At 65.8% G+C, this 14,997-nt stretch carries 14 protein-coding genes; 5 read left to right on the forward strand and 9 right to left on the reverse strand.

Going from position 1 to position 14,997, the window contains the following annotated elements; all coding sequences use genetic code 11:
- Positions 1-36 precede the first annotated feature (36 nt).
- Together ftsY and XH96_RS01815 are read left to right on the forward strand one after the other, a co-directional pair.
- Positions 37-984, forward strand: coding sequence for a signal recognition particle-docking protein FtsY (gene ftsY / locus XH96_RS01810; RefSeq protein WP_194390800.1), 948 nt, complete (start codon positions 37-39; stop codon positions 982-984).
- A 3-nt stretch (positions 985-987) separates the two neighbouring features.
- Positions 988-1,590: a septation protein A gene (locus XH96_RS01815; protein ID WP_028177749.1), complete on the forward strand. Its 603-nt coding sequence runs from the start codon at positions 988-990 to the stop codon at positions 1,588-1,590.
- Between the two features lie 155 nt (positions 1,591-1,745).
- On the opposite strand, the gene XH96_RS01820 is transcribed toward XH96_RS01815, so the two are convergent.
- The 5 genes from XH96_RS01820 to ccmA form a co-directional block, all read right to left on the reverse strand.
- Entirely contained in the window at positions 1,746-2,339 is a 594-nt protein-coding gene (locus XH96_RS01820) for a DsbE family thiol:disulfide interchange protein (RefSeq protein ID WP_194390801.1), read from the reverse strand.
- Complete coding sequence (ccmD, locus tag XH96_RS01825) at positions 2,336-2,521, reverse strand: heme exporter protein CcmD (protein ID WP_194390802.1); 186 nt, start codon at positions 2,519-2,521, stop codon at positions 2,336-2,338. The genes XH96_RS01820 and ccmD overlap by 4 nt, the downstream gene beginning before the upstream one ends.
- The gene (locus XH96_RS01830) at positions 2,518-3,303 is read right to left on the reverse strand and encodes a heme ABC transporter permease (protein WP_194390803.1); all 786 of its coding nucleotides are present in this window, start codon (positions 3,301-3,303) and stop codon (positions 2,518-2,520) included. The genes ccmD and XH96_RS01830 overlap by 4 nt, the downstream gene beginning before the upstream one ends.
- 91 nt (positions 3,304-3,394) lie before the next feature.
- On the reverse strand, positions 3,395-4,063 hold the full coding sequence (gene ccmB, locus XH96_RS01835) for a heme exporter protein CcmB (RefSeq protein ID WP_061880182.1): 669 nt from the start codon (positions 4,061-4,063) through the stop codon (positions 3,395-3,397).
- A gap of 250 nt (positions 4,064-4,313) precedes the next feature.
- On the reverse strand, positions 4,314-4,916 hold the full coding sequence (gene ccmA, locus XH96_RS01840; protein WP_194390804.1) for a heme ABC exporter ATP-binding protein CcmA: 603 nt from the start codon (positions 4,914-4,916) through the stop codon (positions 4,314-4,316).
- A 241-nt stretch (positions 4,917-5,157) separates the two neighbouring features.
- Between ccmA and acnA the strand changes: the two genes are divergently transcribed.
- From acnA to XH96_RS01855, 3 genes are all read left to right on the forward strand, one after another.
- Positions 5,158-7,878, forward strand: a complete 2,721-nt coding sequence (acnA, locus tag XH96_RS01845; RefSeq protein WP_194390805.1) for an aconitate hydratase AcnA — start codon at positions 5,158-5,160, stop codon at positions 7,876-7,878.
- A gap of 233 nt (positions 7,879-8,111) precedes the next feature.
- Positions 8,112-8,888: a thioredoxin family protein gene (locus XH96_RS01850; RefSeq protein WP_194390806.1), complete on the forward strand. Its 777-nt coding sequence runs from the start codon at positions 8,112-8,114 to the stop codon at positions 8,886-8,888.
- A gap of 550 nt (positions 8,889-9,438) precedes the next feature.
- A complete protein-coding gene (locus tag XH96_RS01855) occupies positions 9,439-9,810 on the forward strand; it encodes a DUF2794 domain-containing protein (protein WP_028177741.1) in 372 nt (123 codons plus the stop codon).
- A 141-nt stretch (positions 9,811-9,951) separates the two neighbouring features.
- On the opposite strand, the gene XH96_RS01860 is transcribed toward XH96_RS01855, so the two are convergent.
- The 4 genes from XH96_RS01860 to XH96_RS01875 all read right to left on the reverse strand — a co-directional run bounded on the left by XH96_RS01860 (position 9,952) and on the right by XH96_RS01875 (position 14,981).
- A complete protein-coding gene (locus tag XH96_RS01860) occupies positions 9,952-10,482 on the reverse strand; it encodes a GNAT family N-acetyltransferase (RefSeq protein WP_194390807.1) in 531 nt (176 codons plus the stop codon).
- Between the two features lie 149 nt (positions 10,483-10,631).
- On the reverse strand, positions 10,632-11,423 hold the full coding sequence (locus XH96_RS01865) for a Bax inhibitor-1/YccA family protein (protein WP_028177739.1): 792 nt from the start codon (positions 11,421-11,423) through the stop codon (positions 10,632-10,634).
- Between the two features lie 268 nt (positions 11,424-11,691).
- Positions 11,692-14,262 carry an ABC transporter permease gene (locus tag XH96_RS01870; protein WP_194390808.1) on the reverse strand — a complete coding sequence of 857 codons (2,571 nt, stop codon included), beginning with the start codon at positions 14,260-14,262 and terminating at the stop codon, positions 11,692-11,694.
- Positions 14,259-14,981: an ABC transporter ATP-binding protein gene (locus tag XH96_RS01875; protein WP_194390809.1), complete on the reverse strand. Its 723-nt coding sequence runs from the start codon at positions 14,979-14,981 to the stop codon at positions 14,259-14,261. Before XH96_RS01875 ends, XH96_RS01870 begins: the two co-directional genes overlap by 4 nt.
- Positions 14,982-14,997: the final 16 nt, after the last annotated feature.

The following is a 14,997-nucleotide window of genomic DNA, read 5'->3' on the forward strand; positions in this document are numbered from 1 at the left end:
CTTTCGTTTGGAAGCGGGAACGGCTAACACGCCTCCATGAACGATACCACTTCCGAGACCCCCAAGCTGAGCTGGTGGCGCCGCCTGTCCAACGGGCTGAAGCGCACGTCGTCCTCGCTGGGGACCGCGGTCGCCGACCTCGTCACCAAGCGCAAGCTCGACCGCGCCATGCTCGACGACATCGAGGACGTGCTCTTGCGCGCCGATCTCGGCACGCAGGTCGCGGTCCGGATCGCGGACGCGGTCGGCACGGGACGGTATGACAAGGCGATCTCGGCCGACGAAGTCAAGGACGTCGTCGCGACCGAGGTCGAGAAGGTGCTGGCGCCGGTCGCGAAGCCACTCGAGATCGATGTTGGCAGGAAGCCGTTCGTCATTCTCGTCGTCGGCGTCAACGGCTCCGGCAAGACCACGACGATCGGAAAGCTCTCGCAGAAATTCGCGTCCGAGGGCCGCAAGGTGATGCTGGCCGCCGGCGACACCTTTCGCGCAGCGGCGATCGAGCAGCTCAAGGTCTGGGGCGAGCGGACGAAGACGCCCGTCATATCAGGTGCGCAGGGCTCCGATTCGGCAAGCCTCGCCTTCAACGCGCTGACGGCGGCGAAGGAGCAGAACATCGACGTGCTCCTGATCGACACCGCCGGCCGCCTGCAGAACAAGGCCGAGCTGATGAACGAGCTCGAAAAGGTCGTGCGCGTCATCCGCAAGGTGGACGCAACCGCGCCGCATGCGGTGCTGCTGGTGCTGGACGCGACCGTCGGCCAGAACGCGCTGTCGCAGGTCGAGGCCTTCCATCGCACCGCCGGGGTCACCGGCCTCGTGATGACCAAGCTCGACGGCACGGCGCGCGGCGGCATCCTGGTGGCGCTCGCGGAGAAATTCAAACTGCCGGTGCATTTCATCGGCGTCGGCGAAGGCGTCGACGATCTCGCGCCGTTCACCGCGCGTGACTTCGCCCGCGCCATCGCCGGAATCGAGAGCTGAAGAATGGACAAGACCCAGCCGCATCCGCTGTTCAAGCTCGCGACCGAGCTCGGTCCGCTCCTCGTGTTCTTCTTCGTCAATGCGAAGTTCAATCTGTTCGCCGCGACCGGCGCATTCATGGTCGCGATTGTGGTGGCGATGGTCGCCTCCTATGTGGTGACGCGCCACATCCCGATCATGGCGATCGTGACGGGCGTGATCGTATTGGTGTTCGGCACGCTGACCCTGGTGCTGCACGACGAGACCTTCATCAAGGTCAAGCCGACCATCATCTACGGCCTGTTCGCGGCGATCCTCGGTGGCGGCCTGTTGTTCGGCCGCTCCTTCATTGCCGTGATGTTCGACCAGGTATTCAACCTGACCCCGCAGGGCTGGCGCATCCTCACACTGCGCTGGGCGTTGTTCTTCGCAGGCATGGCCGTGCTGAACGAGATCGTCTGGCGCACCCAGAGCACCGACTTCTGGGTGAACTTCAAGGTGTTCGGCGTGACGCCCATCACGATGATCTTCGCCATCGCCCAGATGCCGCTGACCAAGCGCTACCACCTCGCGCCGGTATCGCTGGAGACCAGCGAGGCGGAGGCGGGGGATGTGAGCAAGGGGTAGGGCGAAACGTCGACCCACATACCGCTGTCATTCCCCGCGAAAGCGGGGAATCCGGTACGCTGCGGCTTCTCCGTATACGTCTGACGTCTCTGGAATACTGGATCGCCCGATCAAGTCGGGCGATGACAGTTGAGTGTGTCGCACGAGAGCCGTGATCAGCTCCCCGCCTTCAGCGCCTTCTCCATCTGCGGCATCAGCACCGTCCGCAGATTGTCCGGCGTGACCGGCCCCACCAGCTTGTAGACGATGGTGCCCTCGCGCCCGACGACGAAGGTTTCCGGCACGCCATAGACGCCCCATTCGATCGAGGCGCGGCCGTTCGCGTCCACGCCGACGCGGCCGAACGGGTTGCCGTAGCGGCCGAGGAAGCGGCGCGCATTGTCGGAGGCGTCCTTGTAATTGATGCCGACCAGTTGGAAGCGCTTGTCCTTGGCGAGTTCGGTCAGGAGCGGCGCCTCGTCATGGCACGGCACGCACCAGGACGCCCAGACGTTGACCAGACTGACTTTGCCCTTGAACGCGGCGGGATCGAGCCCCGGCACCTGGGTGCCGTTGTCCTGCAATCCGTCCAGCGGCAGCAGCGCCGTCTGCGGCGCCGGCCGACCGATCAGTGCCGAGGGAATCCGCGAGGGATCGCCGCTGCCGAGCCGGAACCAGAACAGCAGCGCAAGTCCGATGAAGGCGATCAGCGGCAGCACCATCAGGAAGGTGCGGCGCTGCGGCAGGGCGGAGGTCGATTGTTCGCTCATCGCAGCTCCGTCGCGCTGCGGCCTGAACGGCGGGTGATGCCGCGCTCCTCCAGTTCGCGCAAGCGCTGCGTCTGGCTGCGATAATCGAGCACGATCCAGCCGATCAGGACCGCAACCACGGCGGCCGCCGCGGCATAGGACGTCACGATGAAAGCGGCATAGGGACCGAGCGACATGATCAAGCGGCCCCGACTTCGTTTGAAGCGCTTTCACCACGCGAACCGCTTTCGCTCGAGAACGCGATGCGGCTGGCTTGCATCATCTGCAGCGAGCGGACGCGGCGGCGCAGGATCTCGTTGCGCATCGCAGCCAGGTGCAGCGTGACGAACAGCAGCGTGAACGCGATCGCCATCACCAGCAGCGGAATCAGGAACGACTTGTCGAGGGCCGAGCCGCCCATCCGCATCACCGAGGCCGGCTGGTGCAGCGTGTTCCACCAGTCGACCGAGAACTTGATGATGGGCAGGTTGATGGCACCGACCAGGGTGAGCACCGCAGCCGCACGCGCCGCGCGCGAGGGATCGTCCACCGCGCGCCACAGCGCCATCAGGCCGAGATACATCAGGAACAGGATCAGCACCGAGGTCAGCCGCGCATCCCATTCCCAATAGGTGCCCCACATCGGCCGGCCCCACAGCGAGCCCGTGAGCAGCGCGAGGAAGGTGAAGGCGGCGCCGATGGGAGCAGCAGCCTTGGCGGCGACGTCGGCGAGCGGATGCCGCCACACCAGCGTGCCCAGCGAGGCAATGCTCATCACGCCCCAGACGAACATCGACAGCCAGGCATTGGGCACGTGGATGAACATGATCTTCACGGTCGCGCCCTGCTGGTAGTCGTCGGGCGCGAGCGCGGATTGATAGAGGCCGATCGCGAGCAGGATGACGGTCGCGGCCGCGAGCCACGGCAACACCCGCGCCGTCAGGGCGAGGAACCGTGTCGGATTGGCGAGGTCGATCAGCGTCATGGTATCCTGATAATCACCGGGGGCCGCTCAGGCAATCAGCACGAAAGGCCGCAGCGAAAATTGATCGGAGTCAAGGTCGGTCGAGCCCATCTCAATCGAGACCATGGCGCAGGCTCGCCGCCGCCGCGAACGGGCCGACGACGAGGCTGACCAGGGACAGCGCGCAGAGGATCGAGAACGGCGCCCCGAACGTCATGGGACCGACGATCACGGCCTGCGAGGCCGCAACGCCGAAGATCAGCACGGGAATCGACAGCGGCAGCACGAGAACGGCCATCAGCAGCCCGCCGCGGTGCAGCGTCACAGCCAATGCCGCGCCGATCATGCCGGTGAAGGTCAGGGCCGGCGTGCCCGCCAGCAGCGTCAGCGCCACTGCGCCGGTTGCGACCATGTCGAGGTTGAGCAACAGGCCGAGCACGGGGGTTGCGACAATCAGCGGCAGGCCGGCGGCCAGCCAATGCGCCAGCGCCTTGGCGGCGCAGGCGAGTTCCAGCGGCGTCCGGCTCATCGTGATCAGGTCGAGCGAGCCGTCCTCATGGTCGGCCATGAACAGCCGGTCCAGGGTGAGCAGGCTCGCCAGCAGCGCGCCGAGCCACAGGATCGCTGGCCCCAGCCGCGACAGAAGCGCCAGATCCGGCCCCACCGCAAACGGCATCAGCACGACGACGGTCAGGAAGAACAGCACCCCGATCAGCGCCCCGCCGCCAACGCGCAGCGCGATTCGGATGTCCCGGCGGATCAGGGCGGACAGGGCGGTCATGGCGAACTCCAGTCGTGCCCCAAGGGTGGTGCGCTCCCTCCCCCGCTCGCGGGGGAGGGTTGGGGAGAGGATGTCTCGACAACGAAGACTTCCCCAGGGGAGAGAACCCTCACCCGGCGCTGCGCGCCGACCTCTCCCGCAAGCGGGAGAGGCAAGGGAGCTCGCGGCGATATCCGATGCCAGCGAAGTAGCTGCCACGGCGGCCGCGGTACCTCTATCCGAGCGCAGGAAATCTGAGGGTGCACTGGAATCACGCCGTCCCCCCGATCCGCAGCTCCCGCGAATCGATCCCCAACGGGGCATGGGTCGCCGCGATGATCATGCCGCCCCCTCCAAGATGTTCACGCATCAATCCGGAAAACATGTCCTGGCCGGTCACATCCAGCGCATTGGTCGGCTCGTCCAGGAGCCAGACCGGGCGGTGCACGGCCAGCAGCCGGGCCAGCGACAGGCGGCGGCGCTGGCCGGCGGAGAGGAAGCCGGCGGGCAAATGGGTGGCATGGTCGAGGCCGACTTTGGCGAGGCTTTCAGCCGCGTCACTGCGCTCCCCGCCCAAGAAATCAGCCCAGAAGGCCAGATTTTCCGCAACGCTGAGGGCCGGCTTCAGGGCGTCGCGATGGCCGAGATAGTGGCACTGCTCCGGCACCGTCAGCTCGGCGTCGCCCCCTTCCAGCGCGATCGTCCCGGCGGCGGGAACGAGCAGGCCAGCGATCAGCCGCAGCAGCGAGGTCTTGCCCGATCCGTTGCGACCCGTCACCGCCAAGGCTTCGCCCGACGCGGCCGCGAATTCGAGGCCGGCGAACACCTCGCGTCCGCCCCGCACGCATCTGAGCCCATGACCTGAAAGCCGCATCTCGCCTCGTTTCGACCCGCTCAAAGCCGGGCCTCAGGAAATCTTGGGGTAGCGCATGGGAATTTTTGGCTCGCGGATTGCTGCGGCACGATTGTGGCTGTGGCGGCGCCGTTAGAAAGCTTCTATAAGCCCGGAACTACTTGATGCAGCAACTCAACCTGCCCCTGCAAGCGGCCCAGCCTGATACGCTGACGGTGTTAAAATACCCTGCCGGGTATAGCTAACAATTGGGATCTCCTACATGACCTCGCTCGACAGCTTCAAATGCAAAAAGACCCTCAAGGTCGGCGCCAAGACCTATGTGTATTACAGCCTGCCCACGGCCGAGAAGAATGGTCTGAAGGGGATTTCGAAACTTCCCTATTCGATGAAGGTCCTGCTCGAGAACCTGCTGCGCAACGAGGACGGCCGCTCGGTCAAGAAGGAAGACATCGTCGCGGTGTCGAAATGGCTGCGCAAGAAGTCGCTGGAGCATGAGATCGCCTTCCGTCCCGCGCGCGTCCTGATGCAGGACTTCACCGGCGTGCCCGCGGTGGTCGACCTCGCCGCGATGCGCAACGCGATGCAGAAGCTCGGCGGCGACGCAGAGAAGATCAACCCGCTGGTTCCCGTCGATCTCGTCATCGACCACTCCGTGATCGTGAACTTCTTCGGCGACAACAAGGCCTTCGGCAAGAACGTCACCGAGGAATACAAGCAGAACCAGGAGCGCTACGAGTTCCTGAAGTGGGGCCAGAAGGCGTTCTCGAACTTCTCGGTCGTGCCGCCCGGCACCGGCATCTGCCACCAGGTCAACCTCGAATATCTGGCCCAGACGGTCTGGACCAGGAAGGAGAAGATGACGGTCGGCAAGAAGACCGGCACCTTCGAGGTGGCCTATCCCGACTCGCTCGTCGGCACTGATTCGCACACCACCATGGTCAACGGTCTTGCCGTGCTCGGCTGGGGCGTCGGCGGCATCGAGGCGGAAGCCTGCATGCTCGGCCAGCCGCTGTCGATGCTGCTGCCCAACGTCGTCGGCTTCAAGCTGAAGGGCGCGCTGAAGGAAGGCGTCACTGCCACCGACCTCGTGCTGACCGTGACGCAGATGCTGCGCAAGCTCGGCGTGGTCGGCAAGTTCGTCGAGTTCTTCGGCCCGGGCCTCGACCATCTCTCGGTCGCGGACAAGGCCACCATCGCCAACATGGCGCCCGAATATGGCGCGACCTGCGGCTTCTTCCCGGTCGACGCCGCCGCGCTCGATTATCTCAAGACCTCGGGCCGCGCCTCGGCGCGGGTCGCGCTGGTGCAGGCCTATGCCAAGGCGCAAGGCCTGTTCCGCACCGCCAAGTCGCCCGACCCGGTGTTCACGGAGACGCTGACGCTCGACCTCGGCGACGTGGTGCCGTCATTGGCCGGCCCGAAGCGGCCCGAAGGCCGCATCGCGCTGCCCACGGTCGCGGAGGGCTTTTCGCTCGCGCTCGCCAGCGAGTACAAGAAGGCCGAGGAGCCGGCCAAGCGCTTTACGGTCGAAGGCAAGAACTTCGATCTCGGTCATGGCGATGTGGTGATCGCCGCCATCACCTCCTGCACCAACACCTCGAACCCGAGCGTGCTGATCGGCGCCGGCCTGCTCGCCCGCAATGCGGTGAAGAAGGGCCTGAAGGCCAAGCCCTGGGTGAAGACCTCGCTCGCGCCGGGCAGCCAGGTGGTTGCGGAATATCTTGCGAATTCCGGCCTTCAGGCTGATCTCGACAAGGTCGGCTTCAACCTGGTCGGCTTCGGCTGCACCACCTGCATCGGCAATTCCGGCCCGCTGCCGGAGGAAATCTCGAAATCGATCAACGACAACGGCATCGTCGCGGCCGCCGTGCTCTCCGGCAACCGCAACTTCGAAGGCCGTGTCTCCCCGGACGTGCAGGCGAACTACTTGGCCTCGCCGCCGCTGGTCGTCGCCTACGCGCTCGCCGGCAGCGTCACCAAGAACCTTGCCGCCGAGCCGCTCGGCGAGGGCAAGGACGGCAAGCCGGTGTACCTGAAGGACATCTGGCCGACGACGAAAGAGATCAACGCCTTCATGAAGAAGTTCGTGACCGCGTCGATCTTCAAGAAGAAGTATGCCGACGTGTTCAAGGGCGACACCAACTGGCGCAAGATCAAGACGGTCGAGAGTGAGACCTATCGCTGGAACATGTCCTCGACCTATGTGCAGAACCCGCCCTATTTCGAAGGCATGAAGAAGGAGCCGGAGCCGGTCACCGACATCGTCGAGGCGCGCATCCTCGCCATGTTCGGCGACAAGATCACCACCGACCACATCTCGCCGGCCGGTTCGATCAAGCTGACCTCGCCCGCCGGCAAGTATCTCAGCGAGCACCAGGTGCGTCCGGCCGACTTCAACCAGTACGGCACGCGCCGCGGCAACCACGAAGTGATGATGCGCGGCACCTTCGCCAACATCCGCATCAAGAACTTCATGCTGAAGGGCGCCGACGGCAACATTCCGGAAGGCGGCCTGACCAAGCACTGGCCCGACGGCGAGCAGATGTCGATCTACGACGCCGCGATGAAGTACCAGCAGGAGCAGGTGCCGCTGGTGGTGTTCGCCGGCGCCGAATACGGCAACGGCTCCTCGCGCGACTGGGCCGCGAAGGGCACGCGTCTGCTCGGCGTGCGCGCCGTGATCTGCCAGAGCTTCGAGCGCATCCACCGCTCCAACCTGGTCGGCATGGGCGTGCTGCCGCTGACCTTCGAGGAAGGCACCTCGTGGTCGTCGCTGGGCCTGAAGGGCGACGAGAAGGTCACGCTGCGTGGCCTCGTCGGCGACCTCAAGCCGCGCCAGAAGCTGACCGCGGAGATCGTCTCCGGCGACGGTTCGCTGCAGCGCGTTTCGCTGCTCTGCCGCATCGATACGCTGGACGAACTCGATTATTACCGCAACGGCGGCATCCTGCACTACGTGCTGCGCAAGCTCGCGGCGTAAGCGCGGATTTGTGAACGATGGCTCACTGCGAAGTGAGTAGAAGCCCAAACGAAGGCGGCCTATCAAAGGCCGCCTTCGCGCGTTTGCGGTACGTTTCAGATGGGCCCGCCCGGCGGAAAACCTTCCTTTGGACGGTTGGCTGGACGGACGAATGTACTGCGCCCCGTAAGACTACGGTGACCATCCGGCGATAAGATTCCCCTTCCCACGAGCAATGGTGTGCGGCGTTCGACATGACGACAATGACGGCTTCTCATCCGATTTCGCGCTGGTCCAATGCCCTCTGGACGGGAGCTCTCGGCATCTGTGCGATCGTCGCCGTCATCCGCCCCGCGCACGCTGATCCCCGCGCCGTTGTCGAATTGTTTACCTCGCAGGGCTGCTCCTCCTGCCCGCCCGCCGACCAGATCATCGGCGATCTCTCGAAAGACCCGTCGATCATCGCGTTGAGCATGCCGATCGACTATTGGGACTATCTCGGCTGGAAAGACACGCTGGCGGACTCGCGCTTCTCCGCACGGCAGCGTGCCTATTCGCGCATGCGCGGCGACCGCGAGGTCTACACGCCGCAGGCCGTCGTCAACGGCTCCACGCATGTCATCGGCAGCGATCGCGCCGGCATCGAGAATGCGATCGGCAAGACCGACAAGGGCAGTGGCGTGATGAGCGTGCCGGTGACGATGTCACTGTCGGGCAAGCACATCAACGTCTCGGTGGCCGAAAGCAAGGAGCCTGCGGTCTCGCACGGCGAGGTCTGGATCTGCTCGATCGCCAAGTCGGTGCCGATCGCGATCACCCGCGGCGAGAATCGCGGACAGCAGGTCACCTATCACAACGTGGTGCGCAACCTGCTCAAGGTCGGCGACTGGACCGGCCGTCCGGAAAGCTGGACGGTGCCGATCGAGAACCTCACGCGCGACGGCGTCGATGGCGCGGTGGTCTATGTCCAGGACGGCAGCCGGGAGAAGCCCGGCCCGATGCTTGGTGCGGCCTACACGTCGCTGCGCTGAAGCGCAGATATTTCTCAAGACAATCAGTCGTCATTCCGCGGCGCGCCACTTGGCGCGAACGATGGTGCGCAGTTGCGCACCTGAGAATCCATCGATCCAATATCCGAGTTGAGAAGTGGATTCCGGGCTCGCGCTTCGCGCGCCCCGGAATGACAGCGCCGGAAACATTCCGACACAAACAAAAAAGGACCAACTTGCGTTGGCCCTCCTTGCCGTGCGTACAGACCCGATCCTGTTCGACCCCGGGGGGCTGGGGGCTGAGGAATCCGGAACCGAAAGGACCGGGTCAACGCACGGGACTCTATATCGCAGTGCAGGGCGGCGGGCGGTGGGCGGAAAAGCGGCGATACTATGATTCCTGCTAACGATCCCGTGACGGTTTGCCGCGACAAAGTTCCACCCCTGCGTGTGCCCTGACTCGCAGCCAATTCGGTGGGTTGAGCCCCTTGCGGCGCGGAACGGTTGGCGCAATCATGCAATTGTCATGAGCGCGGTTCCGGGGACGGTCTTCGCGGACGCGGTCATGGCATGCGATGAGGAGGCGCTTCCCATGAGCCTGATGTCGGAGGATGCCGATCCGAGCGAGCAGCGCGCGGCGGCGCGCCCCGCCGCTGCGAATGCGCAGCCGAACCGGGTGACGTTCAACCGGCTCGAGTTGCACCGGATTCTCAATCTCTACGGCCGCATGGTTGCCGACGGCGAATGGCGCGACTACGCCATCGACTTCCTGAAGGACCGCGCCGTGTTCTCGGTCTATCGCCGCGCCTCGGAAGTGCCGATCTATCGCATCGAGAAGGACCCGCGGCTCGCGCGCAAGCAGGGCATGTACAGCGTGATCTCGGCCACCGGGTTGATCCTGCGCCGCGGCCACGAGCTCGAGCGGGTGTTGCTGGTGATCGATCGGAAGCTGGCGGTGGTGTGACGACCTTCGGCGTCATTCCGGGGCGCGCAAAGCGCGAACTCCGTCGCGCGATTGTGCGCCCGAGAATCCAGAGGTTATAAGCCATACGAGGTCGAGATTACGGGTTCGCGACCTGGTCGCGCCCCGGAATGACGAGCTGCCCTACGTCCCCGGCACCGTGCTTGCGCCCTCGCCGAGCTCCAGCTGCATCATCACCGTGTCCAGCCAGCGGCCGAATTTCAGCCCGACATTGGGATGTGTGCCGATCATCTTGAAGCCGCACCGGGTGTGCAGGCCGATCGATCCGGCGTTGGCGGAATCGCCGATCACCGCGATCATCTGGCGAAAGCCGCGCGCCTCGCATTCGGTGATCAGCCGTTCCAGCAGCAACGAGCCGACGCCGCGGCGGTGGAAGGAGGGATCGAGATAGATCGAGTTCTCCACCGTGAAGCGGTAGGCCGGCCGCGGCCGGTAGGCGCCGGCATAGGCATAGCCGGCGACGCGGCGGTCGAGCGTGGCGACGAAATAGGGATAGCCGCCGTCGATCAGCGTGCGGTAGCGACGCGTCATCTCGGCGAGGTCGGGCGGCTCCAGCTCGAACGTCGCCGTGCCCTCGCGGACGGCCTGCTGGTAGATGGCGGTGATGGCGGGAAGGTCGGCCTCGGTGGTGGGCCTGATTTCGGGTGCGGACATGGCGGGAAGATAGCAGCGGTATCGCAACGAGCAACGCTGTTTCCGCATGCGTCATGCCCGGGACAAGCCCGGGCATGACGGCGTGTTACGCAAACAAAAACCCCGGCCTTTCGGCCGGGGGTCGTGTCCGTTCTCTCTCGTCGTTGCGCTTACTCGCGCTGGCCGAGCAGCTGCAGCAGCAGCGTGAACAGGTTGATGAAGTTCAGGTACAGCGACAGCGCGCCGGTGATGGCCGCACGCTCTGCGATGTCACCGCCGGCCGAGGCGTAGCCGTAGATGTAGTCGTTCTTCAGCCGCTGCGTATCCCAGGCGGTGAGGCCCGAGAACACCAGCACGCCGACCACCGACACGATGAACTGCAGCATCGAGCTGGCCAGGAACAGGTTCACCAGACTGGCGAGGACGATGCCGATCAGGCCCATGAACAGGAACGAGCCCATCCCGGTGAGGTCACGCTTGGTGGTGTAGCCGTACAGGCTCAGCGCACCGAAGGTCGCCGCGGTGATGAAGAACACCCGCACGATCGAGGTGTGCGTGAACACCAGGAAGATCGACGACAGCGAGATGCCCATCAGCGCCGAGAACACCCAGAACAGGATCTGGGCGGTCGAGGGGGCGAGACGGTTGATGCCCGCCGAGATCACGAACACCATCGCGAGCGGCGCGAGCATGAACAGCCACTTCAGGGGGCTGACGAACATGGCGTAGCCGAACGGCGTCAGGAACAGCTTGCCGACGCGGACCGCTTCCGGGGTCGCAACGTCGGTCACGGCGGCCATGTAGACGCCGAGGGCGGCAAGGCCAGTGATGGCCAGGCCAATGGTCATGTAGTTGTAGATGCGCAGCATGTAGGCGCGCAGGCCGGCATCGACCGTCGCGGCGTCAACACGCCCGGCGGCCCTGCCGAAAGGAGAAGCGTAGTTACGGTCTAGGTCCGACATGGTCGAAATCCCGCTGGTTGGCCGGTCCGGCATGAGGGTCGCCATGCCGCCGGTTCGTCAATTCTATCTCGGATGCCGATGCCAGCCGACTAAATTTTGGCTAACAATCGGGACTCCGAACCCATTCGATATGTGGGAAACTAACACATTCGCTGCAACCGTCCACGCGCGGCCGAATGTCGCCCTCACCCACAATCCAGACGAGCAGTCGTGGTTAATCGCAGGAATCGTGCGATTCCGCTCCCGCGCGGCGGCCCGCTACATTTTGTCACAAATTCCGCAACACCGTCGCGGGCTTTTTGTTCAACGCCAGCAGCGTGCCGGCGAGCCCCAGCCCGACGGTGACCACGAGGGCGGCCGCGACCACGCCGGCCGCGCTGCCGGCCTGCCAGACGAAGCTGAGCGTCATCAGCCGCGTCACGATCATCCAGGCTGCGATGCTGCCGGCGATCACGCCGAACACCGCCGTGGCGAGCCCGATCAGGAGGTACTCCAGCGCGTAGGCGCCGAGCAGCCGCAGCCGCGTCGCGCCCAGGGTCTTCAGGATCACCGCATCGTACACCCGGTGGCGGTGGCCGGCTGCGAGCGCCCCGCCCAGCACCAGGATCGCCGAGATCAGGGTGACGGCACTGGCGCCGCGGATCGCCAGCGCCAGGTTGGTCACCACCGAGCCGACCGTCTCCATCACCTCGCGCACGCGCACGCTCGTCACCATCGGATAGGCGTCGGCCACCTGCTTGATGATCTTGCCGTCGCCCGCGGCATTGCCGCCGGCCTCGGTCAGCGTTGCGATATGGGTATGTGGGGCGCCCTTGAAGGCGTTCGGCGAGAAGACGAGGACGAAGTTGATGCCGAGCCCCTGCCAGTCGATGGTGCGCAGATTGCCGATTCTCGCCGGGATGTCGCGGCCGAGCACGTTGACCACGATCTCGTCGCCGAGCTTGAGGCCGAGTCCGTCGGCGATCTTCTTCTCCATCGAGACCAGCGGCGGCCCGGAATAATCGGCGCTCCACCATTCGCCCTCGACCACCTTGGAACCTTTCGGCAGGTCGCCGGTGTAGGTCAGGCCGCGGTCGCTCTGCAGCACCCATTCGGAATCGGTGGTCGGCTTGAGTTCCTCGGCGCGGACGCCGCGCGCCGCGACGATGCGCCCGCGCAGCATCGGCACGTCCTCGACCTTCGCGCCGGGTGCGATCTGGCGCAGATAGAGGTCGAACTGCTCGGCCTGCGCGCTCGGAATGTCGATGAAGAAAAAGGACGGCGCTTGATCGGGCAGAGCTGCGAGGAACTGCCGGCGCAGATTGCCGTCGATCTGGGTGATGGTGACGAGCACGGCGAGGCCGAGCCCCAGCGACAGCACGACCGAGGGCGTCAGCGCGCCCGGCCGGTGGATGTTGGCGATCGCCAGGCGCAGCATCGGCAGCCGTGTCCGCGGCAGCCGCCGCGCGATTGTCATCAGCAGGGCGGCGATGCCGCGCAGCAGGACGAACACGACCACTGAGGAGGCGACGAACACCGCGGCGATGCGCTTGTCGAAGGCGAGGCCGATCACGACCGCGATGAGCAGGGCGATCACGAGCCCCATGAACAGGAGATAGCCCAGGCGCGGCCGGTGCCATTCCGAGCTGATGGTGTCGCGGAACAGCGCGGCGACCGGCACGTCGTGCACGCGGCCAAGCGGCCACAGGCCGAAGGCGAGCGCGGTCAAGAGGCCGTAGACGAAGGACAGCGTGAGCTCGTCGGCATGCACGGCCGGCACCACCGGCAGCGGGAGCAACTTGCCGAACAGGCCGACGATCGCAAACGGCATGGCGGCGCCGAGCGCGAGGCCGATCACCGAGCCGATGCCTGCGAGCAGTATGACCTGCGCAAGATAGATGCCGAAGACGTCGCGCCCGGTGGCGCCGACGGCCTTGAGGGCCGCGATCACCTCGAGCCGGCGGTCGATATGGCTCTTCACGGCATTGGCGACGCCGACGCCGCCGACGAGAAGGGCGGCGAGGCCGACCAGGGTCAGGAACTGCGTGAAGCGGCTGATGTTGCGCTCGAGTTGCGGCGAGGCATTGGAGCGGCTGCGGATCTCCCAGCCGGCCTGCGGCGCGGCGTTGCGGGCGTCGGCGATGAAGGCTTCGGTGGCGCGCTCGCTGTTCGCGGCATCGGGCAGCTTGACCCGGTAGACCCAGCGCACCAGGCTGCCGGGCTGGATCAGGCCGGTGGCGCGCAAGGCCGCCTCGCTGATCAGGAAGCGCGGCCCGAAGCCGATGCCTCCGGCGAGCTTGTCGGGCTCGGCTTCGACCGTCGAGCGGATCTGGAAGGTCGCCGAGCCGATGGTGACGCGGTCGCCGGTCCTCAGCGAGAGCCGCGCCAGCAGCGTCGGATCGGCGGCGGCGCCGAACGCGCCGTCACGCTCCGCGAGCAGGTCGGACATCGGCAGGGGCGGTGTCAGCGTCAGCTGTCCCAGCAACGGATAGGTGTCGTCGACCGCCTTCATCTCGACCAGCGCCAGCTTGCCGTCGGTCGTGCGCGCCATGCCGCGCAAGGTCGCCGCCGTCGACAGCGTGCCGCGCGAGCGCAGGAAGGCGACCTCTTCGGGCTTGGCCTCGCGCTGGAACAATACGAAGGAGACGTCGCCGCCGAGCAGCGTGCGGCCTTCGCGCGCGAGGCCGTCGGAGAGGCTCGCGGACACCGAGCCGACGCCGGCGATCGCCATCACGCCGAGCGCGATGCAGGCGATGAAGACATAGAAGCCGCGCAGGCCCCCGCGCAATTCGCGCAGGGCGTAGCGCAGCGACAGCGCGACGCCGCCCGGCCTCGCGAATGGTTCGACTGCCGCGCTCATGCCGGCGCAGACTGCGTGTCGATGCGCCCCGAGCGCAGGCGGATGACGCGATCGCAGCGATGCGCGAGCGAGGAATCGTGCGTGACCAGCACCAGCGTCATGCCGCGCTCGGCGTGCTTGCTGAACAGGAGATCGACGATCTGTTTTCCGGTTGTCTCGTCGAGATTGCCGGTCGGCTCGTCGGCGACCAGGATCGCGGGATCGGGCGCCAGCGCGCGCGCGAGCGCAACGCGCTGCTGCTCGCCGCCGGAAAGCTGCGTGGGATAGTGATGCAGGCGGTCGCCGAGCCCGACCGATTGCAGCTCCTGCGCCGCGCGCCGCGCAGCATCGGGATTGCCGGCAAGCTCAAGCGGCACGGCGACGTTCTCCAGCGCCGTCATGGTTGGAATCAGATGGAAGGACTGGAAGACGATGCCGACCTGGCGGCCGCGGAAGCGGGCCAGCGCGTCCTCGTCGAGGGCATTGAAAGGCGTGCCTGATACCACCACCTCTCCGCTATCAGGACGCTCCAGCCCCGCCATCACCATCAGCAGCGTGGATTTGCCCGAGCCTGACGGGCCGATCAGGCCGATCGTCTCGCCCGAGGCGACCCGCAGGCTGATATCCTTGAGGATGTGAACGCGTGCCGCGCCCGTGCCCAATGAGAGATTGACGTTGGAGATGGCGATGGTGTCCGCGGCGGTAGCGGCGAGCGAAGAGGGGTCGATGCGAGTGTCCATGGTCCGGTCATATGGC

Source organism: Bradyrhizobium sp. CCBAU 51765 (genome assembly GCF_015291725.1).
Lineage (GTDB): Bacteria > Pseudomonadota > Alphaproteobacteria > Rhizobiales > Xanthobacteraceae > Bradyrhizobium > Bradyrhizobium liaoningense.

Coding starts and splice junctions, on each gene's coding strand:
- XH96_RS01865 (WP_028177739.1), bottom strand. CDS start 11,423: ATGTCGGACCTAGACCGTAACTACGCTTCTCCTTTCGGCAGGGCCGCC.
- ccmB (WP_061880182.1), bottom strand. CDS start 4,063: ATGACCGCCCTGTCCGCCCTGATCCGCCGGGACATCCGAATCGCGCTG.
- ftsY (WP_194390800.1), top strand. CDS start 37: ATGAACGATACCACTTCCGAGACCCCCAAGCTGAGCTGGTGGCGCCGC.
- XH96_RS01850 (WP_194390806.1), top strand. CDS start 8,112: ATGACGACAATGACGGCTTCTCATCCGATTTCGCGCTGGTCCAATGCC.
- XH96_RS01815 (WP_028177749.1), top strand. CDS start 988: ATGGACAAGACCCAGCCGCATCCGCTGTTCAAGCTCGCGACCGAGCTC.
- XH96_RS01855 (WP_028177741.1), top strand. CDS start 9,439: ATGAGCCTGATGTCGGAGGATGCCGATCCGAGCGAGCAGCGCGCGGCG.
- XH96_RS01830 (WP_194390803.1), bottom strand. CDS start 3,303: ATGACGCTGATCGACCTCGCCAATCCGACACGGTTCCTCGCCCTGACG.
- ccmA (WP_194390804.1), bottom strand. CDS start 4,916: ATGCGGCTTTCAGGTCATGGGCTCAGATGCGTGCGGGGCGGACGCGAG.
- XH96_RS01860 (WP_194390807.1), bottom strand. CDS start 10,482: ATGTCCGCACCCGAAATCAGGCCCACCACCGAGGCCGACCTTCCCGCC.
- acnA (WP_194390805.1), top strand. CDS start 5,158: ATGACCTCGCTCGACAGCTTCAAATGCAAAAAGACCCTCAAGGTCGGC.
- XH96_RS01875 (WP_194390809.1), bottom strand. CDS start 14,981: ATGGACACTCGCATCGACCCCTCTTCGCTCGCCGCTACCGCCGCGGAC.
- XH96_RS01870 (WP_194390808.1), bottom strand. CDS start 14,262: ATGAGCGCGGCAGTCGAACCATTCGCGAGGCCGGGCGGCGTCGCGCTG.
- XH96_RS01820 (WP_194390801.1), bottom strand. CDS start 2,339: ATGAGCGAACAATCGACCTCCGCCCTGCCGCAGCGCCGCACCTTCCTG.